A 22,067-nucleotide genomic window follows, 5' to 3' on the forward strand; every position below is an offset into this window, starting at 1 on the left:
TTCTTTTTTGTATTTGTCCAATATTAGTTATTAAATCTCTTAGATTGTTTTTTGAGCAATTTTTAATTTTCTCTTTTCTAAATAAGTTTCAACTAAACTATATATAACTGGTATAACTACCATAGTTAAAAATGTTGACACTGTTAATCCAAACATAAGAGATATAGCCATTGGTCCAAACAAAGCACTTCCTGAAATAGCTAGTGGCACAAGTCCCATAACTGTAGTTGATGCGCTAAGAATTATTGAGTTAAACCTCTTATCAACTGCATCTACACAAGCTTCATCAATAGTGTATCCAGCCTTTCTTGCATCGTTTATATATTCAATAAGAAGTATACCATTTTTAACAACAAGTCCAATCAAAGCTATAATCCCTAAAAATGCTGTTAGTGATAGTGGACTCTTGAACATAAGTAATCCTATTATCGCTCCAATTAAAGAAAGAGGTACCGTAGCTAATATCACTAAAGGTTGCATAAAAGAATTAAATTGTATCAATAGAATTATATATATTATAAAAATACAGAAAACAGCTAGAATTCCTACTACACTAAAATTCTCATTTATATCTTCTCTTTCTCCTGCAAAGCTAATTTTTGTTCCATCAATGTCTAGCTTCGGAAGAATCTCATTTTCAATAATATTTTCTATTTCAACAGGGCTATAACCAGGTAATTCATTAGCCATTACTTTTATTGTTTGTTCTCTGTTAAAAGTATTAATTCCATCAAACTTTGTTCCATATTCTATTGTAGCAAACTGTTTTAAATATATTTTATTTCCAGTTATCGAAGATTTTATTGCTAAATTTTCTAACATAGCTACATTATCAATATTACTTTTTAATTTAATATTATATTCATTTCCATCTTTTCTATAAATGGAAGCATTCTTACCATAAAGAGCTGTATTAATTTGCATTTGAACATCATATCCACTAATTCCTAAATTACTTGCCTTTTCTCTATCAACTTTTATTTCAAACTGGAAGGTTCTATCTTTAAAGTCATGTCTAACATTTACTGTTCCAGGGATTTTTGAAATCTCACCTTTCAATTGATTAGAAACCTCAAGTACACGATCTAGATTTTTTCCAGAAACTCTTACTATTACCTTTGCTTCTGATGGAGATGCATTAGCTAACAGTTTTGCTGTAGTTTTACCATTTGGTATATTTTCATCAAGAAGCTTTTGAATATGGTTTATAAACTCTTCGTTATTCTTAAACCTTCTTTTTTCTTTATTACCTAAATCAAATTTACAAACCATTTGTCCATAATCAGTAGATGGTTTAGCAGGACTCATAGTTATATAAAATTTAGGAAGTCCATTTCCAACTGCAACAGTAGTACTTTTAATTTCTGGTTCTTTTGCTAAAAGTTTTGTAACATCATCTGTAAGCTTTTCTGTAGCATCCATATTTCCTGATACCTCAGAAGTAATATCTATATAAAATAGATTTTTATCTGTGTTTGGAAAAAATTCTGAAGGTAGTAAAGGCATTAACACCTTTATAACAATAATAAATGCTACAAATGCAGAAATTACCGTTACTTTCTTATTTTTTAAGCCCATTTTCAATGTACTATCAAAGAAATTTCTAAGTATTCCTTTTTTTTCTTTTTTAACCTTACTTTTTCTAAAGAAAGTTGCAGCCATAGCTGGTGTTATAAACATAGCTACAATATATGCTGCTATAATTGATATAATAAGAACTTGAGGTATTGCTCCTAAAAATTCTCCCGCTGCACCTGGAAGACCTATTAAAGGAGAAAATGCTGCAATAGTTGTAAGTGTTGCTACAAATATTGGCATAGATGACATTGTAGTTCCATTATACGCTGCAGTTATCACTTCTTCTCCTTCATCTATCTTGACTTGTATAGTATCACTTATAACTATAGCATTATCTACAAGTACCCCTAGTGCAATAATTAGTGCTGTAAGAGACATTTGATGTATTTTTATTCCTGTTAACTTCATTACTCCAAAGGTAATTAGTATAGATATAGGAATAGCAGCTGAAACTACTATAGCATTACGCATACCCATACCTAAAAATACAACAATTACAACTAGTACAATACCTTCTACTAAATTTAGCATAAAATCATTTGTTGATTTACTAACATCATCAGGTTGATAGACTACTTCTTCAACAATAAGATCTTCTGGGAGATTATTCTTAACCTCCTCTATAGCTTTTCTTACATCTTTTCCTATGATGACTACGTTCTTACTATCCTGAAAATAACCTGTCAATAATACCGCATTTTTTCCATTCTGTTTATATTTTTCTACACCTTCTTCAACATCCATATATACATTACCAACATCTGAAAGCTTTGTTACTACACCTGTTTCAGGTGAAATACCTATAATTATATTTTTAATATCATCAATTGAAGTATAAATTCCTGGTGTCTTAACCGTTACTTTTGAATTTCCATAATCAATATTCCCCGATGGGATCTCTATATTTTGTGATTGTAAAATTTGACTTATATCAGCCATAGATAATCCTAATTGATTTAATTTGGCAATATCTACATCTACCTTTACTTCCTTATCTACTTCTCCTTCAATGCTAAATTTAGATATCCCGTCAATATCAATTAATTTATCCTTAAACAAATCTCCAAAAGATGCTAATTGTTCATAGCTGTAGTTATCTCCTGAAAGACTTATAATAATACCAGCTGTTTCTAAAAAATCTGTATTAACTTGACTTTGCATAACTCCACTTGGTAACTTTGATTGTACATCTGATACTGCATTTCTTACATCCTGCATAGCTTTATCAGTATCTACATTATTTTTAAACTTAACCATTACTATAGATAGTCCTTCTTTAGAAGTTCCACTACATTCATCATACCCATCAAGCTCTACTAGTTCATCTTCAATTTTACTTGTAACTAAATCCTTAACATCATTAGGTGAAGCTCCTGGATACGGTGTAATAATCATTGCTATAGGGGCAGATACATCTGGACTTTCCTGTCTAGGTATAACATAGTAGCTATATATTCCTAAAATAGAAATTACTAAAGCCAAAAATAGAGTTACTCTTCTTTCCTTAATTAATGCATTAATTAATTTATACATAAATCTCCCCCCTTTACTTTACAATATTAACCTTAGATCCATCATTTAAGTTTTTCATACCACTTGTAGCAACAAATTCTCCTATTTTAATTCCCTTAACTAGTACCTTATCATCAGACATATCTGTTAATGTAACAGTTCTTTTAAAAGCTCTATTATCTTTTATTGTATAAACATAATCTTCTCCATTTGAGAATATTATATCTATTGGAACCCACACTCCTTTTTGTTCTCCAATGTTAATACCTACTTTTGCAATCGATCCCAGTCTAAATTGTTTATCTTTTACTTCAATTTCTGCATTATATGTTCTAGTAGATGTATCTGGAGCCTCTGCTATATTAGTTACAACTCCATCTGCCTTTACTCCATCTACATCTATAACTGCTTTAGATCCAATTCTAATATTGTTAAGGTCTTTTTGAGCTATACCTATGTTTATAATTTGTTCACCACCTCTAACTACAACTACTGGTACACTTGGTCCTACTCTTTCATTTTCTTGATATCTTACTTGTGCTACAGTTCCAGCTTGTTCTGCATAAATAACTGCATTGTCTAATAAGCTTAATTTGTAATCATAATCTACCTTTGCAGCCTCGTATTGAGACTTAGTTTGATTGTAGTTTGCTTCATCCACATTTAACTTAAGTTCAACTTTATCAAACTCGTCTTTAGATATAACTCCTTCAGTATATAACTGGTTCATTTTGTTATGAGAATCTTTAGTATACTTCAATGATTCTTCTGCTTTTCTTATGTTCATATTTGTTGTATCTAAATTTGCTTTAGCTGCTGAAATTTGAAAATTTAAATCTTGTAAATCTACTTCTGCTAGTTTATCTCCAGGACTAACTTTATCCCCCTTTTCAACGTATATTCTTGAAATTTTTCCATTAGTTTTAAAACTATAACCTATCATATCTTTAGAATTTAGTGTTCCTATGTACTGCATAGTAACTGGATTTTTACTTTCTTCAACTTTAAGTACCTTTACAGCTCTTGCTCTTTCTTCTACAGTATTTGTATCCTTTTTTGAGCACGCTGTTGTAGAAAATATCAATCCTACAATCATCAAAACCATTATATATTTTTTCATAAATTATTTGCCCCCTTACTTTATGTATTATATTTAAAACCGTCCAGACGGTCAGTTTAACTTAAAAAAATATAACTCTAAAACCGTCTAGACGGTCAGTTATCCTGTAAAAAAAATTATTTATCTTTTATTTGTTTTGTCATCTCACATAACTCTTTTTCTATTTTTTTCTCCATTTCAGAATCAATATAATTTAACCCAAGAATTTTAGAAAATTCAATTCCATGTAGTGCAAGTAGTATTATATTTGCTACTACAGGATTATCACTCTTTTGTATTTTTTCATTCCATTCTCTGAATCTTTCTCTTACTGGTTCTATTAATTCCTTATCTGTTGCAACTGCTGCAAGAAGTCCTGCTCCATTTTCATGCATCTTTATACAGTTGATTCCACTACTAGTTATAGTTGCTAATAAGAATTTTTGAACCTGTAGATCACCATTATCTTCTATATTATTTGAAATTTCACCTTGTATATCATCTAGGAATTTTTTAATCATTTCTTTTATTAATATTTTTTTAGTAGAAAAGTGATATAATAATCCACCCTTACTTATTCCAGCTTTTTTTGCTACTTTCTCAATGGTAAAGCGATTAACCCCTTCGTCAAAAATAACATCAGCTGCTGCGTTTAAAATAACTTCTCTTACATCGATATTTTCATCATGCATAAAAACCATCTCCTCAATAACCGTCCAGTCAGTACAGTTATATGATAATATAATATATTTTAATTGTCAATTTGTTTAAGAAAAATTAAATATCATACTATATAATAAACTGTAGATACCTTGTTGTTAAAGGTATCTACAGTTTATTTTTTCTTATACATTTATTCAATCCCTTATTAAATAGAAAAATCACCTTTAATTATATCCTCTTCAGGTAGCGGCTTACTTACCAAATACCCTTGTATTTGATCACACTTATATTCTTTAAGCTTATTTTTTTGTTCTTCTGTTTCTACACCTTCAGCTACAACTTCTAAATTAAGTTTATGAGCTATTTCAATTATAGCTTTTATTATTGTCTCATCTATTTCATCATTTTTTATATCATCAACAAAAGACTTGTCAATTTTTAATATATTAGTAGGTATTTTTTTTAAATAATTAAGTGATGAATACCCAGTTCCAAAGTCATCTAACGATACTTGTATTCCAAGCTCAATCAATTCATTCAAAATTGCTTCATTTGTTTCAAAAGATTCCATTAAAGCAGTTTCAGTTATTTCAATTCCAATTAAATTTGGATTAACTTCAATTTTTTCAAGAATTTTTTTTATAGCAGATATGTAATTTACATTCATCAACTCTACTACTGATACATTTACAGATACAATTATATCATTTTCTGAATTTTTATTTATCTTTTTACTAAACTCACATGCTTTTTCAAATACCCATGCCCCAAGCTTAGATATTAATCCACTTTCTTCAGCTATACCAATAAATCTATCCGGAGAAACAAATCCATAATCCGGACTAACCCATCGGATTAGAGCTTCATACTCTATAATTTTATTATTTTTCAGATCCACTTTAGGTTGATAATACAGTACAAGTTCATCCTTTTCTATTGCATTCCTTAGTTTGTTCTGCATTTGCATTTTTTCGAAAGATTTTTCATTCATATTTTTTTCAAAGTATACATATCTAGCTCTACCTGAATCTTTTGCTTTATACATTGCAGTATCAGCATTTTTTAATAGTTCATCTAAATTATCTCCATCTTTTGGATAAAGTGTTACTCCTATACTTATAGTTACATAAAATTCTTTTTCTTCAATATAAAATGGCTTTTCAAAACTTCCTATAATCTCATTAACTATATTATCTATTAATGTTCTGTCATTTATATCCTTTAAAAGAATAATAAATTCATCCCCACCTAATCTAGCTATAAATTTATCATTTCCAATTAATTCTCTAAATCTTTTTCCAATGTCTATTAAAATTTCATCTCCAAATCCATGTCCAAAAGTATCATTTAATATCTTGAAATTATCAACATCAATAAAGAAAACTACACCTTCCATCCCAGAAGTTTTTGATATCTCTAATTCATTTTTTAGTTTTTCATTTAAATATGTTCTATTAGGCAGTCCAGTTAATATGTCATAATATGCAAGCTTCTTTATTTTCTTCTCTTGAACTTTTCTTTTTTCAATATTCATGATTAATAAAACAATTAGAGAAATCAATATAATAAAAATTCCGATCATAATCCATACTAGTAATTTATACTTTTCATAAAAAGTAGGCTTTTTATTAATTAAAATACTATCTTTTGGTAAAGAATTTAAATCAATCCTATATTTTTCTAAAACATTATTATCAAAAATAAATTTATTAGGACTTTCTGTTATAACAGGTATATTTTTAATATCTTTTCCTTCTAGAATGTCTTTCACAAGATTGGCTGCTGTTTTTCCTTGTTCATAATGACTTATTATTTTTCCTCCAATAAGTCCTTTTCCCATTCCATGATACCAAAGATGATAAACTGGAAACTGAGTATTTTCTAATACTAACTTTAATCCTTCATCAAAAGATGCTTTTTCATCATTTGCTGATTTATAAAAAACAGATAATAATATTACTATATCATCCTTTTTTATATCTTTAAGCTTTTCTGTGAATTCTTCGATAGAATATTGTGAAAGAGAAATATCACTAAATTCTAAATTTCTAAATTCCTTACCTATTTTATAAAAACAATCTAAGTCACTTTGCCCACTAGGAGTTGAATCTGATAATGCAATAACTTTATTTGCATTTTTGTTTATTAATAGAGCTGCTTCAATAGTTTCTTTCATTGAAGTTTTTTCAACAACTCCAGTAATATATTGATTGTTATTTGATTTTAAAGCATTTTCAATGTTATTAACACCTAAAAATACTATTGGTATATTTTTAAAAAGCTTATTCTGATGATCTACAACAAAATTATAAGCATTATCATCAGATGCAATCACAGCATCATATTTTTTTTGATTATAAATCTTATACTCCAAAGATTTATAAAAATTATCTATATTTTCATCAACAAAAAATCTTTTACTATCCATGAACTCAATATCTATACTATATTCTTCTTCTTTGAGAATTGTTTTTATTCCTTCAATTTGCTCTACAAAAGTTGGAAAGCTTGAATTATATGAATTTATAAGTAATATTCTATTTTTATGTTCAGAATATATAAATGACGTCATTAAAAAAAACATCAAAAATAATATTAATATTTTCATAACCTTTATGTATTTTTTCATATTTTCACCTCCTAATTTTAGTGAATAATTATAAAAAAGTTCTTATTAAAAAAATCTTATAAAGAGGAATATAATTTCCTATTCGTTATAATAAAAAAATAATAAATTTTATATTTTAATCTCACACTAACATTATTCTACGTTTTTATATATAATCCTTCATATTTCTACAATTACTCAATAATTTCCATCAATTCATGCTTAAATATTTGTATATAATAAAAAAGACTGTTCTATTATTAACAGAACAATCCATTTAACGTATTATTTGTATTTTAACCTTTATGTATTTTACAGTATCTTGCTAAAGAATTTGCTGCCTTCATTCCACTGTTTAAAGCTCCTTGCTGCCAAGCATGTTTGGTAGATGTATGTTCACCTGCAAAAAATACTGTATTATTATATTCTGGCTTTACCATAGCATACGAAAAAATTCTTTTCTGTTCTGGATAAAAATAAGCAAAGGCTCCATAGAACCCTTCTTCTTCATTCCATTGTATGGTTTCGTAATCCTTTATTACTGAATCAAGATATTCTTTTTTAAGACCATGAACAGCTTCTACTTGCTCTTTTACTTCTTTAAAATGTAGTTTATCACTTAAATTTCCTAACCTCACTGCATCTAAAGAAAAATTATATGATGCTAAAAAAACTCCTGGATCATTAGGTGAACAATTTATTCTAGGTCCCCAGTTATCAAAAGGAGATTCACCAAAACAGACTATTCTATTGTCATCAGGAATACATTTTGCATGATCAGAAGGATACCAAATACTTGTAATAGGTAAATCGGTGTATGAACCTCCTCCTATAATTCCTTGTTCTTCCCAAAAACGTTTATTGCAAAGAAATAGGGTCCTTTGAGCATTTGTATAATTGACTTCTTTTATTGATTGCATTTTTCTAGTGCTAAAAAAGGGATCAATATTAACGTTTCTAAGACTTGAAAATGGTATAGCACAAATAACATAGTCAAATGTCTCTTGTAGGTTTTCTGTTGAACTCTTATCTTTATATTTTAATACAACCTTATCTCCTTTTTCAGATTTATTAATTGCTGTAACCAACTTACCAGCATTCCAAATAACTTTTCCTAAATCATTATTTGATATATTTTTATATTCATCGGGGTTTTCAGATATTAAAGATTTGTAAAAAGCTAGAGGAAGATTAACCATTCCACCAATAATTTCATATAAAAATGTAAAATCTACGGGATACTCTTCTTGTAATATTTCAGAATAGCTGTTGTAATAAAAGGATCCTATAAAAGGAGAAATACTTCCTAAAAGATTTAAAGCACCTTGACTTAATTTCATTATTTCAAAAACTTGACGAGTATTATAATATGTCCAATACTGAATAGGATAGCTGTATTTAGGCTTAACTTGTAAAATTTCTCTTCTTAGTTTAGGATTGATACTAGCTAAAGGAGTACCCAGCCCATATTCTATAAGCTCTTGCCACGGAGTATTTCTTTCCCATGGCTTTAACTTAAATTCAGGATAAATACTTTCCATTACATTCTTTCCTTTAGGATCATTTCTAACTCTTATATCTCTTACATATAAAAAAGCATTTTTATTAGTTTGAACAAAAGGTCTGGTATTTAAGTTAAAAAGATTTATATAATGCCAAGTAGTTTCATGACTTACAGGAATACGCATAGCCCCAAGCTCTCCATAAAGTTTTTTATCTTCATCAAAATAATAAGTATAAACTCTTCCTCCTATACGATTTTCTGAAGCTTCAAATATAGTAGTGTCAAATCCAAGTTTTCTAAGTTCAAATGCTGATGATAAACCAGCTAACCCTCCACCTATTATGCCTACTTTAACTCCTTTAAATCTTCCTGATGATGCTATACTTGTAATATTCGACGGCGGGCTTAATAATTCTATAACATTGTTAAAATCCTCTAAACGATTAACATTTTTCAATCCATATCGAAGCAATTCGTGTCTTTGTAAATCTGTAGGGTTATCAGGCTGTGTAGGTACAGACTTTACTCTCATAATACTTCAACTCCTTAAAAATCACATTGATATAGTTAAGTATATTAATTTAATTTTTATAAGATGAGTAAAAAATTCGTCTACTAAAAAAGAGAGCAAATGCTCTCTTTTTTATTTTCACAGTTTTTATTTCATTTGATGTCCTGGTTTTGAAATTGAACTTAACGCATCTCCGGCTTCATTAACATGTATATTTACATTTGCTAAATCACCTAGAGAAAGAATTCCAACAATCTTGTTATTTTCAACTACTGGTAATCTTCTTATTTGATTCTCAGCCATTAATGCAGCCGCTTCATGAGCATCTGTATCAGAATTTATACTTATAATATCTCTACTCATTATATTTCCTGCATGTTGTTTAATATTATTATCACTAACACTTCTTAAAACTATATCTCTGTCTGTTATTACTCCAACAGCATTTTTATTTTCATCACAAACAGGAACTACTCCAACGTCTAAAGATCTCATAATCTCTGCTACTTTTGTTATATCTGCATTTACTGTTACATATGATACGTCACTTGTCATTATATCTCTTACTTTCAAAATTAAAACCTCCTATTTTTTGAGTCAATACTAGTTTTTCTTTTTTTAAGAAGTTTTATTTATGAAGTTTAAAAAATTCTCATAAAATTTTTTTATAACGAATAGAAAATTATAATCATCTTCTAATTATGGATAAGTATAATTTTCGTTATGAGTTTCAAAAAAGTCTACATTGAAAATCTTTAAACAGAAGACTTTTTTATTATATGTAGCCCTTCATCTTTCTTCCATTCAGCATAAAAAATCTCTTTTATTTTGCTTATTTTATTAGTATGCAGTTGTTTTTTAAGCCATTTTTCATCAAATCCACAAGCTTGAATATTATCCCATAAAACTTCTCCATCTAGTATAATGCTAATAGGCAAGTATACAGGTTTTTCCGGTAAATTCAAATCTTCATTTGTAGGATTATCATATTTTGATTTTTTTAGAACACTAATTGAGCCGTTACTTTCTAAAATAGCATATTGAATTTCTCGAATAGAAAATACATCTTTTGATCTTAATAAACTTTGTAATTCATTTATGTCTATTTTTTCTTTTTTTAATTCATTAAAATCAATTTGACCATTTCTAATTAAAATAGATGGTTTCCCTTCGAAAAAGCTTCTTGTTCCTTTAAATTTTTCTGTTAACATTTCAATTATGTATAACAACAAAGCCCATAAGCAAACTGCATATAAAATATAAAATGTATTAATATCTTTATCATAAACAGCATTACCTACTAGCTCTCCTAATACTAATGAAGATATAAATTCAAAGGGAGTAATTTGATTTATTTGAGTTTTACCTAAAACTTTAGTGATTATAAGTAATGCAAAAAAACCAATAATTAATTCAATTGTTAAATTAGATATATATGACATACTCAACCATTTCACCTCAACTCTATTTTGTATTATGTACTGATAAAATTTAATGTATTCATTTTTTAGGAAGTGCAATGTGGAAATTATTACAAAGTGTTAAAAATTTGTATTATGAATGAATAATGAATAATTGCAAAAAATAGATATAAAGTAAATTATACACTAGAGAGGATGATAATAATGTCTGTTGGTGCTAAAGTAAAACAAACTTTAGCTAGTTTAAAAGGTACTCAAAGTACTTTAAGATTATATTCAATACAAACTCAAGATGAAGAGACAAAAGAAACATATAAAGAAGCATTGGATATAACTAATGAAATAATTAATGACTTGGAAGAGAGGATAAAAATTCTAGAATTTGAAGAACCACAATATAAGGGTTATTAAGTGAGGTAAAATATGAAAACTTGGATTGAAATATTAATAAGATCAGCAGGTTTATTTTTTTTAACTTTACTATTTATTAGAATTATGGGAAAAAGACAATTAGCTAGAATGACATCGTTTAATTTTGTTAGTTATACTGTCATTTCAATTATAATTGCTTTAATTTCCACAAATATAATTAAGAATTTAGCATTTGGATTTATTGCTTTAGGAATTTGGGTTTTATTTAGTATAGGACTAGATTATTTATGTTTATCAAGCAAGTTAATTCATGATTGGGTATATGGAAAAGAAACAATTTTAATAAAAGACGGAAAAGTTATGGAAGAAAATTTAAGTCAAGTAAGATTTACAGGAGAAGAGCTATTAAGAGAATTACGATCTAAAAATGTGTTTAATTTGATGGATGTTGAATTTGCTCTAATGGAATCAACAGGTGAAATCAATCTGCTATTAAAATCAGACAAAAAACCTATTACATCACATGATTTAGGAAAACAAGTATCTCCACAGACGGAATCTCAAACAGTAATCTTAGATGGAAATATAATCGATGAAGCTCTAACTAATAGAGGCTTAAATCGAGGATGGTTAAATATCCAATTAGAAAGTCTAGGAGTATCTTTAGATAATGTTTTTATTGGTCAGGTAGATTCTTCTGGAGATTTATATGTAGATCTTTTTCAAGATTCTATACAAATTCCTAGACCCCAAGTGAAAGAACTGATTTATGCTAATCTTGAAAAAACTCAAGCTGATCTTCTTAGTTTTGCATTAGAAACAGAAAACCCCAAAGCAAAAGATATGTATTCAAATGATGCACAAAAACTTCAAAGTATAGTAAAAAAACTTGAACCTTATTTATTACATTAGAAGGTGATGATTAAATGTCTAATAAAAAAAAGAAAAAATTAACTCCTATTCAACAAGAATATCAAGATTTTGCGAAAGCTAGGGAACCAAAGCGAAAAGTTCTTCGCAATTGTTGCAGAGCATTTGTTGTTGGTGGATTTATTTGTACTATAGGACAAGGACTACAATGGGTGTTTATTAACTATTTTGATTTTACTGAAAAAACAGCAGGAGATCCAGCAACAGCAGTTTTAATTATTATTGCAATTTTACTTACTGGATTTGGTGTATATGACCATATTGCCCAATGGGCTGGTGGTGGTACTATTATTCCAATTACAGGATTTGCTAATACTATGGCCTCTGCTGCTATTGAACATCGCAGTGAAGGATATGTTCTAGGAGTAGGCGGAAATATGTTTAAATTATCAGGTTCAGTAATTGTGTATGGAGTTTTTTCAGCATTTGTGATTGCTCTTATTAAAATTACTATTAAATGGTTAGGTGGGATGTAAATGCTAAAAGGACATCAATCATGGGTATTTGATTCAAAACCTGTTATAATTTCATCTGCTGCTGTTGGAGGTCCTTTTGAAGCACAGGGGAATTTAGCTGATGATTTTGATATTCTTCATGACAATATATGGCTAGGACAAGACAGTTATGAAAAAGCAGAAAAAAAACTATTAGAACAAGCTTGTGAAAAAACAATTCAAAAAGCTGGACTGAAAAAAGAAGATATTCAATTTTTTCTAAGTGGAGATTTGATGAATCAGATTATTTCAAGTTCCTTCGCTGCTCGCACTCTTGGAGCACCCTTTTTAGGTATATTCGGTGCTTGCTCTAGTGCTATGCAGGGATTAGCTCTTGGCAGCTTGTTAATAGATAGTAAAGCTGCAAAATATGTTTTAGCAGGTGCATCTAGTCATAATGCATCCGCTGAAAAACAATTTAGATACCCAACAGAATATGGTTCTCAAAAACCTCCAACTGCTCAATGGACTGTAACCGGAGCAGGAACAGGTCTGTTATCAGATAAAGGTGAAGGACCACGTGTTACATCAGCGACTATTGGGAAAGTAGTAGATATGGGGCTTTCTGATCCATTTAATATGGGAGCTGCCATGGCACCTGCAGCAGTTGATACTATTCAAGCTCATTTTAGAGATTTAAATATTGATCCATCATATTATGATGTTATTGCTACTGGAGACCTTGGAAAATTAGGGCACACAATTGCAGGCGATTTATTAATTAAACACGGATTAAAAATTCCGCGTGAAATATTCACAGATTGCGGAATAATGATATATAAAAAAGATCAACCTGTTATGGCAGGTGGTAGTGGATGCGGGTGTTCTGCTACTGTAACTTATGGACATTTTCTTAATCGTATGAAAAGAGGAGAATTAAAAAGAATATTAGTTGTGGCAACAGGTGCTTTACTATCCCCTATTTCATATCAACAAAAAGAAAGTATACCTTGTATAGCTCATGCAGTATCCATAGAAATGACTTAAAAGGAGGTTTAAATATTGGAAAAGTTCATTTGGGCATTTTTAGTAGGTGGATCAATATGTGTTATTGGACAAATTATGATTGATGTATTTAAACTTACTCCTGCCCATACAACAAGCACATTAGTTGTAATAGGAGCAATCCTTGGAGGATTTGGATTGTATGAGCCTCTAATAGAATTTGCAGGTGCAGGAGCTTCTGTTCCAATAACTAGTTTTGGAAATGCCTTAGTTAAAGGCGCTTTAGCAGAAGCAAAGCGAACTGGTATAATTGGTGTGCTAACAGGAATTTTTGAAGTTACTAGTGCAGGGATTTCCTGTGCAATAATCTTTGGATTTATGGCGTCATTGATATTTAAGCCTAAAGGTTAATGAATGGATAAACATTCTATAATTAACTTTTTTATTATTAACATATATTTTTTCAAAAAGGAAACAATATTTAATGAAGCAATAATAAAGGAGGGCTTTTAATGAGTACAATAAATAAATTAGAGCAAGCGTTAGCAGGTGCCAAAGGTTTAGCATCACAGTTTAAAACTTTTGCACTTGATACTGATGATCAGAATGCAAAACAAATGTTTAATCAACTATCTCAAAGTGCTGAAGATATGGCTCAGCAAGTTCAAGGCAGAGTTGAATTTGTACAAAATGAAGAACCTCAATATAGACAAGAACAGTAGAACTAAAACCACATTTCGATTTTGAAGTGTGGTTTTATTGTTATATAGTATACTAAAGTATACTATATAACAATAAAGTGCATACTTCACATTCAAATAATACATATGTACAATTAAAGTGTATTTGTTTTAAAAAATATATTATAATACACTTTAATCAGGAGGGAAATAATGTTTTATTCAGATAAAGTAGTTTTAATAACAGGGTCAGCAAATGGTATAGGGAAAATAATAGCAAAAGAATACTGCAAAAAAGGAGCAACTGTTATATTAGCAGATATTGATCAAAAGAACGGTATTATTTTAGAAAAAGAATATAAAAATTTAGGCTTTGATGCATATTTTTATAAAATAGATTTAAGTAAATCTCAAGAAATAATTGATATGTTCAAATTTATTATAGACAAATACAAAAAAATCCATATTATTATTAATAATGCTGGAATAAGTAAATTCAAATCATTATATGAATTAACTATAGATGAATGGGATAATATTATAAACGTCAATTTAAGAAGTGCATTTATTACATCTCAGGAATTTGCAAAATATAATAAAAATACTCATTATGGAAGAATAGTAAATATTGCTTCTACAAGACATATTATGTCTGAGCCAAATTCTGAGGCTTATGCTGCTTCTAAAGGAGGTATAGTATCATTAACCCATGCTCTTGCGATTTCTTTAAGTCAGGAGAATATTACTGTTAACTGTATAAGTCCTGGTTGGATTCAAAATAACAATTATAGTGAATTAACAAATAAAGATCATAAACAACATCCATCATCAAGAGTTGGTAAACCTGAAGACATAGCTAGAACATGTTTATTTCTAACAGATGAAAAAAATGATTTTATAAATGGTGAAAATATAATTATAGATGGTGGAATGACAAAAAAAATGATTTATATAGATTAAAATAAAATTTCCATCTGAATTAAGTTTAGCTTTATCTCAGATATAAGAAAATACCAAAAAAGTGTATAACACTACCAGCTAATACAAAGAGATGCCATATAGCATGATTATAAGGTATCTTTTTTATAGCATAAAAAATAGTACCAACAGTATAAACTAATCCTCCAGCTAGAAGCCACATAAAAAATTCAACAGGAACCACTTTAATCATAGGTTTTATAGCAATTACCATTAACCATCCCATAAATATATAAAGAGATAGTGAAAACACCTTATATTTTTCAAAATTATTAAAAGTAAGAACTTTAAATGTAATTCCTAATAATGCAATCGTCCAAATAGCACTCAAAAGACCTATTCTCCAATATCCTGTCATAGAAAGTAAAATCACAGGTGTACAAGTTCCCGCTATACATAAGTATATAGAAGAATGATCAAATAACCTAAATATTTTTTTTAGTTTTTCTTGTTGAAAACTATGGTACAATGTTGATGCTATATACAAGGAAATTGACCCAAAACCGTATATACTAAAAGCAACAATAGATATAGTATTCTTTTCTGAAATAGAGTAAACTAAAAGAATTGTCAGTGTAACAATACTAAACAAAGCTCCAATACCATGAGTTATACTATTTGCAATCTCTTCTTTTATTGTGTACTTTGGTTTTAATTTAATATTTCCGTCTATAGATTTCATATAATCCCTCCTTATATCTCTTTTCATCCGATATATTTTAATAACTACTACTTATAATAATATTCTACCTATAATTCTATTATATCAAATATACAGTAGAATATTAGTGAATATGTAAAAAAGAAAAGCTTATTTACTATTCTTATATATTGTATTTAAGTTTGCTCCTATCATAATCATTCTCATCCAAGACTGGTACTTCAATGGTAGTCTAAAACATTTTTTTCTTTGCCATTATAACAGCTGTTATAACCGAAATAAAAAAAGATATAAATAGTACTATACTAAAAGCATGAGGATTTTGAGATAAAGGTATATTTACATTCATACCATAAAAACTTGCTACAATAGTAGGAATAGACATTACAATTGTAACAGAAGTTAAAAATTTCATAACTATATTTAAATTATTTGAAATAATTGATGAAAATGCATTTATCATACTACTTAAAATATTACTATATATATTTGCCATTTCAATAGCCTGTTTATTTTCTATAATAACATCTTGAAGTAATTCTTTATCTTCAGCATATTGTTTAATATTTTCAAGCCTTAACATTTTTTCAAGTACTATTTCATTTGCTCTTAAAGAAGTTGTAAAATATACCAAACTTTTTTCAAGAGATAGTAATTGAAATATTTTTTTATTTTCAGTAGATTTATGGAGCTCTTTTTCTATTTGATTACTTTTTCTATCAATATGTCTTAAGCATTGCAGATATAAAGTTGCATTTTTATAAAGTACTTGAAGAATAAATCTAGTCTTTTTAAATGTAGAGAAACCTTTTATTTTTCCTGTTAAAAAATCATTTAATATAGACGTTTCTCTTATACAAATAGTAACTATATATTCTTTTGATAAAATCACGCCTAAAGGAATTGTTGCATAAAACTCAGAGTCTTTTTCCTGTTCTATTATAGGTAAATCTACTAAAATAACAGTGTAATTTTCCTCAGTTTCAATTCTTGATCGTTCTTCTTCATCAAGTGCAGCTTTTATATGATCACACTCTATATTAAACATATTACATACTTTATTTATCTCTTCTTGAGTAGGATTTATCAAATTAACCCAAGTGTCTGTTTCTATATTCTCTAGTTTTACTAACTTTTCATCAATAGTTTTATATACTCTAATCATAGTTATATCTCCCTTACATTTAATTTAAAGCACATCATATCTTACTTTTATTTAGCATTAACCAATATAATGTACTTTATAATAGATATAAAGATAACTATTAGTAATGATAAATATATACCGTTTTATTTTTCTATTTATACAAACAAAAAAGCTACCATTTCAAAATGAGGTAGCTTCTTTCTATTTGATATGATTAATTTTTTTATACTCTTCATTTTTTTTATCAACTATAGGTTCAATTAAATATAACACTACAAGTATAACAGCTAGATTTTTCCAATGATCTATAGATGGATAATTTATTACAATCTCATATATCCCCCTAAATATTATCCATATACCTAGTATATATTTCATTATCTTTAAAAATCTCATAATATCAGCTTCTCCTAAATTTATTACTTTTATAATCTTGATCTTTACTATACATTTATATTAATTATAAAAATAAATTGTTACTAAAATTTATAGAAGCTAATGACTAATACACTCTTCATTTACTTACACAGTAAATAGATAATGTAACTACTATTCCTAATATACTATAGATCATTCCTGCAAAAGGAAATATTTTTTTGTCAATTGTATTTAATCTTGATTTTATTTCATTTTTTATTTTAGAATATAATTGCTTATCTTTTATTTCACTAAAATTAATTTCTACACATCCTATAGATTCTTTTAATTTAATCTTTGCATTTTCTAATATTATATCATTATCTTTATTTACATATCTAATATCTATTTTGCTCAAAATATCATTTATTAAAAACAGTATATCTTTAATATACACATTATATATAGTATATCTACGTTTTGTTAAGCACACGCATGATACTATAACAATAATCATTATAATAATACGTATTGGATAGTCTTCTTTAATATAATTTATACTGCTATAACCTAAAATTATAAACGCTATAAAAGTTTGCTCAATCAACCTACTTACCATAAGCTTTTTTCTGCTCAGAAGTACTCCTCCGAAACCTATTAAAACTAATACTATAATTCTATCAAAAATCGCTTCCATATTTTCCTCCTAAAATCAAACTATTTTTTTTATTATTTAAGTACTTATCTGAAAAGCTGATTTTAGTATATTCATCTTCTATCATTAGCTCTCTTAATCATTTTACAATTTTATCCATATAAATTCAATGAAATATCTTTCTTCACTCATATACTTGTACAATAGATGCTCTCACTCCAAAAAGAAAATCGTGAAATTGACAGAAAATGAGAAAGGTATGCTAGATGAACAAACTGTAGAAATAAGGACAGAATGAGTTTCAAGAATAACACATTTTAATGACGGTCTTTTGAACATTAAAAAATCCCCTAGTAGTTATTCAGATTTTGTTATTTAATCTGTCAACTTTAAGGGGATTATAATTTATTGTTGTAAAGAATACACGATTTAAAGTAACTTAATCAGCGCTTCTAACTCTTCAGATAAGATTTTTGCACGCTCAAAATCAGTATTTTTTAAAGCCAATGCTATTTTCGTTTCAACTGATTTTTTCTTTTGTTCAATTTCTAAATAGTCTTTATCAAAATGACTAGCATAAATCATCTTTCTAAATTTTCGCATACTCATTTTTCTAATTGTCTTGTCTTCAATGATTAAAACATAATCCATGCAGTTTATTATAGAATAGTAATCATGAGAAATCATTAAAATCGCACCGTTATAGTTTTCTATGGCTTTTTCAAGTGCTATTTGTGAATAGGTGTCTAAATGACTTGTCGGTTCATCAAGAAGCAACATGTTTGCTTTACTAGCAGAAACTTTAGCCAATTGAAGTATATTCTTTTCTCCACCAGATAAACATTCTATCTTTTGATCAATAACTTCTTCGTCAAAACCATAGTTTGAAATATATGATCTAATCTCTCTGTAAGTTTTAAATCCTGCATCGAAGAACTCTTCAAGTATTGTATTAGACTCATTTAATATTTCTCCTTGAAGCTGAGATAAATAAGCCACTTCAACGTCATAATTTATTTCAATGGAATCACTATTATTTTTAAATATTTCTCTCAATAAAGTCGTTTTCCCAGTACCGTTTGAGCCAATAAGAGCTACTTTATCAGTAGATTTAATCTCAAAGTTAATATTTTCTAAAAGCATCTCATCAAAGGTAACACTATAATCCTTAACTTTTAAAGCAATGGTTTCTTCAATTTTATTGTCAGTAGCTAAACTGATATCCGGTTGTTTAATATCTACAAATGGTTCTTTAATTCTACGGTTTTCTAATCTTTCTTGAATCTTAACTCTAGCTTTTAAGGCTTTCCCGTTAGAAGCATCCGCATTATTAGTTGCGATAGTTCTTAACTTATTGATTAAGATCTCATTTCTCTCAATTTCTTCATTATCAGCAATAGCAAGTTCTTGTAACTCAATTTTAGTTTGAAGTAATGAGAAGTTATAATCAATATATCTTCCATCAAACTCTTGGAGCTCCATATTCTCAAGGTGTATAATTTTGTTAAAACAATGATTCAACAGATATCTGTTGTGTGTAATAATTAACATTGTTTTTTTATGAGAATTAATTAAATTTTTAAGAGAATTAAGGTTTTCAAAGTCTAAAAATACATCTGGTTCATCCATAATCATTAAGTCTGGACTATTAAGCATTTCCTTAATCACTTGAATAAGTTTAAATTCCCCACCACTAAGTTCAGATATCATTAGATCTTTATGCTTGATTAGGTTTGCAAGATTTAGTTTCTTATTAATGTTGCTTTCGAAATCATCCCCACCAATTGCATCAAATGCATCTAAAGATTGTTGGTACTTTTCTAGTAAAGTATCAATATCCGAAGATGTTTCCATTTCAGTACAAATAGATGTCATTTCATTTTGTAGCTTAATAAATTCTTCCCCTATATATTCGAAAACTGTAGTTTCTTTTGTTTTGTCTAGTTGTGAAAACTGACTTACATACCCAATTCTACAATTTGGGTCTATCTCTAACTTACCATCGAACATATATCTTTCTGGATCCATAATTATATCTATCAATGTACTTTTTCCACTACCACTTGTTCCTATAAAAGCGCAGTGTTGACCCTCTTCTAATGTAAATGAAATCTTATTATATAGATCTTTTTGCGGAAATGAGTAAGACAAGTTGTCAACTTTTATCATATTATTACCTCTCTTTTATCAATTGAAAAGAGCTTATAAAAATAAGCTCTTTAATATATAATATTCAATCGCAATTTTGCAATCGATTATTATGTAGTAATGACATTCTTTTTTAAGTTTACCGTTGATATCATAACACTTTTTACGACTAATTTCAATCATTTCATATTAAAACCTTTCATGACATAAGTCAATTCTAATAGATGAACAAACAGAAGTTAGAGATCTTATAAGACTCCACAAAATAAAGTTATAACTGCAAGAATTGCTTTAACTCCTGCTGCACTTCAATAGCAACATCCGATGCTATTTTATTCATTAGTATAGTATTACCAATATGTCCCCCCCTACTTTTGTAAATATCTTATTAGTTGTATTTTTCTTCATATTCTTAAATGATACTTTAAATCAAGTTTATTACTTTAATTCAATTCCAATCTCATTTATTGTTTGTTATAATTTAACAGTGAATCAATTGTAAAATTATAACAAATAAATATTTTTAGGAGGTCCTTTATGCTTATATGTTCAAAGATAATTTTAGCTTTATTATCTATATTTTGTTTATCTTTAGGAATTTTAATATTAAGAAAAAAACCTATTGTTATAAAAGGATATATTTTCACATTGTTTATAACTTTATGTTATCTACCTATGTTAATAAATCCTTTTATATATGACTTTTTAAGTCCTTATTCTTTGGTGAATTGTGCATTTATAATTTTCTTGATTTTTATATTTAAAAAATCATTTGGATCTATTACAATCTATAACATAAATGAAGATTTATTGTATGAATCACTTTCTGAAGCCTTAGAAAAAGAAAATGTAGAATATGAAGAAAAAAGAGGAGAAATTCTCTTACCATCATTAGATTCTAAAATTAAAATTAGTTTTCATCCAGTTGCTAGTACAGCAAATGTTCATATCAATTTAAAAAAAGATAAGTTTTTATATAATCAGATAATTAAAAACTTAAAACAAGTATTATCTGATAAAAAAGTAGATCATTTTTTATTATCCGCTATAACTAATATAGCTTGTAGTGTATTCCTTATAATAGCTCTTATAACTATACTAGATTAAATACAGCTAAATAGAAACTATAAATTTAAAGGAGTTTAATATGGCTACTGAAACACAAAAAAATTTTAGAAAACAAATGAAAGAAATAGAAAAAGAATCAAAAAATAAAAATCAAGAAACTTTTTATAGTTATATAGAAAAAGATCATATTTCTGGTTATTACTCAAAACGAAAAAAGAAAAAAATAATAATATCAAGTATTAGTCTATGTAGCATATTAATCTTTCTCTGGAATTTCTATGCCCTATCAACCTGGTTAAATCCAGTTATTCATTCTATAACTAACAAAAATATTCCTACCACAGTACCCGTTTTAAGCTTTAATGCTACTAAACATAAAGAAGTCGGAGGTTATTTAAAACAAACAAAAAAAAACTCCTATGCTAATTATGAATATAGGGTATAAAGTATAATCAATATATCCAAAGCTTTTAACTGCAACATTTACGGTTTGATTATATATAATCAAACCGTATAATCAAACTAAAATAAAAACACATCCGTTTTCGTCTAGAAACTATCTAAAACGATATAAATGGATGTGTTTTTTTGATACCTACTAGAATAAATTCATCTGCCCTTTGACTTGTACTTGCGGTTTCAGATTTATTGTTAAGTAGGGGTAGTACCAGCATCTTTATCATGAGACGCAAAGTATATGGTAACAATTTGAATTTTGTAAGTCTATTTTATAGAA

General features: G+C 27.9%; 21 protein-coding genes. 9 read left to right on the forward strand and 12 right to left on the reverse strand.

Going from position 1 to position 22,067, the window contains the following annotated elements; translation table 11 throughout:
* Positions 1–39: 39 nt before the first annotated feature.
* The 7 genes from P4S50_RS13550 to P4S50_RS13580 all read right to left on the reverse strand — a co-directional run bounded on the left by P4S50_RS13550 (position 40) and on the right by P4S50_RS13580 (position 10,917).
* On the reverse strand, positions 40–3,111 hold the full coding sequence (locus tag P4S50_RS13550; protein ID WP_277731331.1) for an efflux RND transporter permease subunit: 3,072 nt from the start codon (positions 3,109–3,111) through the stop codon (positions 40–42).
* Between the two features lie 13 nt (positions 3,112–3,124).
* The gene (locus P4S50_RS13555) at positions 3,125–4,210 is read right to left on the reverse strand and encodes an efflux RND transporter periplasmic adaptor subunit (RefSeq protein WP_277731332.1); all 1,086 of its coding nucleotides are present in this window, start codon (positions 4,208–4,210) and stop codon (positions 3,125–3,127) included.
* A gap of 116 nt (positions 4,211–4,326) precedes the next feature.
* A complete protein-coding gene (locus tag P4S50_RS13560) occupies positions 4,327–4,881 on the reverse strand; it encodes a TetR/AcrR family transcriptional regulator (RefSeq protein WP_277731333.1) in 555 nt (184 codons plus the stop codon).
* Positions 4,882–5,057: 176 nt separating this feature from the next.
* Positions 5,058–7,481, reverse strand: a complete 2,424-nt coding sequence (locus tag P4S50_RS13565) for an ABC transporter substrate binding protein (protein WP_277731334.1) — start codon at positions 7,479–7,481, stop codon at positions 5,058–5,060.
* Between the two features lie 275 nt (positions 7,482–7,756).
* Positions 7,757–9,496 (reverse strand): flavin monoamine oxidase family protein, encoded by a 1,740-nt coding sequence (locus P4S50_RS13570; RefSeq protein ID WP_277731335.1) that lies wholly within the window; start codon positions 9,494–9,496, stop codon positions 7,757–7,759.
* Positions 9,497–9,622: 126 nt separating this feature from the next.
* Positions 9,623–10,048, reverse strand: coding sequence for a CBS domain-containing protein (locus tag P4S50_RS13575; protein WP_277731336.1), 426 nt, complete (start codon positions 10,046–10,048; stop codon positions 9,623–9,625).
* 182 nt (positions 10,049–10,230) lie between these two features.
* Positions 10,231–10,917 (reverse strand): DUF421 domain-containing protein, encoded by a 687-nt coding sequence (locus P4S50_RS13580; protein ID WP_277731337.1) that lies wholly within the window; start codon positions 10,915–10,917, stop codon positions 10,231–10,233.
* A gap of 183 nt (positions 10,918–11,100) precedes the next feature.
* Here P4S50_RS13580 and P4S50_RS13585 point away from each other — a divergent pair, with 183 nt between their 5' ends.
* The 7 genes from P4S50_RS13585 to P4S50_RS13615 all read left to right on the forward strand — a co-directional run bounded on the left by P4S50_RS13585 (position 11,101) and on the right by P4S50_RS13615 (position 15,277).
* On the forward strand, positions 11,101–11,307 hold the full coding sequence (locus P4S50_RS13585) for a DUF1657 domain-containing protein (protein ID WP_277731338.1): 207 nt from the start codon (positions 11,101–11,103) through the stop codon (positions 11,305–11,307).
* 12 nt (positions 11,308–11,319) lie between these two features.
* Positions 11,320–12,180, forward strand: coding sequence for a DUF421 domain-containing protein (locus tag P4S50_RS13590; protein ID WP_277731339.1), 861 nt, complete (start codon positions 11,320–11,322; stop codon positions 12,178–12,180).
* 14 nt (positions 12,181–12,194) lie between these two features.
* Positions 12,195–12,674 (forward strand): stage V sporulation protein AC, encoded by a 480-nt coding sequence (gene spoVAC / locus P4S50_RS13595; RefSeq protein ID WP_277731340.1) that lies wholly within the window; start codon positions 12,195–12,197, stop codon positions 12,672–12,674.
* Positions 12,675–13,679 (forward strand): stage V sporulation protein AD, encoded by a 1,005-nt coding sequence (spoVAD, locus tag P4S50_RS13600; protein WP_277731341.1) that lies wholly within the window; start codon positions 12,675–12,677, stop codon positions 13,677–13,679.
* Positions 13,680–13,694: 15 nt separating this feature from the next.
* Entirely contained in the window at positions 13,695–14,048 is a 354-nt protein-coding gene (gene spoVAE, locus P4S50_RS13605; protein ID WP_277731342.1) for a stage V sporulation protein AE, read from the forward strand.
* A gap of 101 nt (positions 14,049–14,149) precedes the next feature.
* Positions 14,150–14,359, forward strand: a complete 210-nt coding sequence (locus P4S50_RS13610; protein ID WP_277731343.1) for a DUF1657 domain-containing protein — start codon at positions 14,150–14,152, stop codon at positions 14,357–14,359.
* A 171-nt stretch (positions 14,360–14,530) separates the two neighbouring features.
* Entirely contained in the window at positions 14,531–15,277 is a 747-nt protein-coding gene (locus P4S50_RS13615; protein ID WP_277731344.1) for an SDR family oxidoreductase, read from the forward strand.
* A 31-nt stretch (positions 15,278–15,308) separates the two neighbouring features.
* On the opposite strand, the gene trhA is transcribed toward P4S50_RS13615, so the two are convergent.
* The 5 genes from trhA to P4S50_RS13640 all read right to left on the reverse strand — a co-directional run bounded on the left by trhA (position 15,309) and on the right by P4S50_RS13640 (position 20,284).
* Positions 15,309–15,977: a PAQR family membrane homeostasis protein TrhA gene (trhA, locus tag P4S50_RS13620; protein WP_277731345.1), complete on the reverse strand. Its 669-nt coding sequence runs from the start codon at positions 15,975–15,977 to the stop codon at positions 15,309–15,311.
* Positions 15,978–16,188: 211 nt separating this feature from the next.
* Positions 16,189–17,121, reverse strand: coding sequence for a magnesium transporter CorA family protein (locus P4S50_RS13625; protein ID WP_277731346.1), 933 nt, complete (start codon positions 17,119–17,121; stop codon positions 16,189–16,191).
* A gap of 183 nt (positions 17,122–17,304) precedes the next feature.
* A complete protein-coding gene (locus P4S50_RS13630) occupies positions 17,305–17,499 on the reverse strand; it encodes a hypothetical protein (protein ID WP_277731347.1) in 195 nt (64 codons plus the stop codon).
* A 118-nt stretch (positions 17,500–17,617) separates the two neighbouring features.
* Positions 17,618–18,157: a hypothetical protein gene (locus P4S50_RS13635; RefSeq protein WP_277731348.1), complete on the reverse strand. Its 540-nt coding sequence runs from the start codon at positions 18,155–18,157 to the stop codon at positions 17,618–17,620.
* Between the two features lie 387 nt (positions 18,158–18,544).
* Positions 18,545–20,284, reverse strand: coding sequence for an ABC-F family ATP-binding cassette domain-containing protein (locus P4S50_RS13640; RefSeq protein ID WP_277731349.1), 1,740 nt, complete (start codon positions 20,282–20,284; stop codon positions 18,545–18,547).
* A gap of 516 nt (positions 20,285–20,800) precedes the next feature.
* On the opposite strand from P4S50_RS13640, the gene P4S50_RS13645 reads away from it, so the two are divergent.
* The gene (locus tag P4S50_RS13645; protein WP_277731350.1) at positions 20,801–21,370 is read left to right on the forward strand and encodes a hypothetical protein; all 570 of its coding nucleotides are present in this window, start codon (positions 20,801–20,803) and stop codon (positions 21,368–21,370) included.
* 40 nt (positions 21,371–21,410) lie between these two features.
* The gene (locus tag P4S50_RS13650) at positions 21,411–21,776 is read left to right on the forward strand and encodes a hypothetical protein (RefSeq protein WP_277731351.1); all 366 of its coding nucleotides are present in this window, start codon (positions 21,411–21,413) and stop codon (positions 21,774–21,776) included.
* The last annotated feature ends 291 nt before the right edge of the window (positions 21,777–22,067 follow it).

Source organism: Tepidibacter hydrothermalis, assembly GCF_029542625.1.
GTDB classification, from domain to species: domain Bacteria; phylum Bacillota; class Clostridia; order Peptostreptococcales; family Peptostreptococcaceae; genus Tepidibacter_A; species Tepidibacter_A hydrothermalis.

Excerpts from the sequence above, each read along its gene's own strand:
- P4S50_RS13570 (WP_277731335.1), bottom strand. The coding sequence starts at position 9,496 with ATGAGAGTAAAGTCTGTACCTACACAGCCTGATAACCCTACAGATTTA.
- spoVAD (WP_277731341.1), top strand. The coding sequence starts at position 12,675 with ATGCTAAAAGGACATCAATCATGGGTATTTGATTCAAAACCTGTTATA.
- P4S50_RS13580 (WP_277731337.1), bottom strand. The coding sequence starts at position 10,917 with ATGTCATATATATCTAATTTAACAATTGAATTAATTATTGGTTTTTTT.
- P4S50_RS13645 (WP_277731350.1), top strand. The coding sequence starts at position 20,801 with ATGCTTATATGTTCAAAGATAATTTTAGCTTTATTATCTATATTTTGT.
- P4S50_RS13560 (WP_277731333.1), bottom strand. The coding sequence starts at position 4,881 with ATGCATGATGAAAATATCGATGTAAGAGAAGTTATTTTAAACGCAGCA.
- P4S50_RS13610 (WP_277731343.1), top strand. The coding sequence starts at position 14,150 with ATGAGTACAATAAATAAATTAGAGCAAGCGTTAGCAGGTGCCAAAGGT.
- P4S50_RS13565 (WP_277731334.1), bottom strand. The coding sequence starts at position 7,481 with ATGAAAAAATACATAAAGGTTATGAAAATATTAATATTATTTTTGATG.
- P4S50_RS13615 (WP_277731344.1), top strand. The coding sequence starts at position 14,531 with ATGTTTTATTCAGATAAAGTAGTTTTAATAACAGGGTCAGCAAATGGT.
- trhA (WP_277731345.1), bottom strand. The coding sequence starts at position 15,977 with ATGAAATCTATAGACGGAAATATTAAATTAAAACCAAAGTACACAATA.
- P4S50_RS13550 (WP_277731331.1), bottom strand. The coding sequence starts at position 3,111 with ATGTATAAATTAATTAATGCATTAATTAAGGAAAGAAGAGTAACTCTA.
- spoVAC (WP_277731340.1), top strand. The coding sequence starts at position 12,195 with ATGTCTAATAAAAAAAAGAAAAAATTAACTCCTATTCAACAAGAATAT.
- P4S50_RS13555 (WP_277731332.1), bottom strand. The coding sequence starts at position 4,210 with ATGAAAAAATATATAATGGTTTTGATGATTGTAGGATTGATATTTTCT.
- P4S50_RS13635 (WP_277731348.1), bottom strand. The coding sequence starts at position 18,157 with ATGGAAGCGATTTTTGATAGAATTATAGTATTAGTTTTAATAGGTTTC.
- P4S50_RS13590 (WP_277731339.1), top strand. The coding sequence starts at position 11,320 with ATGAAAACTTGGATTGAAATATTAATAAGATCAGCAGGTTTATTTTTT.
- P4S50_RS13640 (WP_277731349.1), bottom strand. The coding sequence starts at position 20,284 with ATGATAAAAGTTGACAACTTGTCTTACTCATTTCCGCAAAAAGATCTA.
- P4S50_RS13650 (WP_277731351.1), top strand. The coding sequence starts at position 21,411 with ATGGCTACTGAAACACAAAAAAATTTTAGAAAACAAATGAAAGAAATA.
- P4S50_RS13585 (WP_277731338.1), top strand. The coding sequence starts at position 11,101 with ATGTCTGTTGGTGCTAAAGTAAAACAAACTTTAGCTAGTTTAAAAGGT.
- P4S50_RS13625 (WP_277731346.1), bottom strand. The coding sequence starts at position 17,121 with ATGATTAGAGTATATAAAACTATTGATGAAAAGTTAGTAAAACTAGAG.
- P4S50_RS13630 (WP_277731347.1), bottom strand. The coding sequence starts at position 17,499 with ATGAGATTTTTAAAGATAATGAAATATATACTAGGTATATGGATAATA.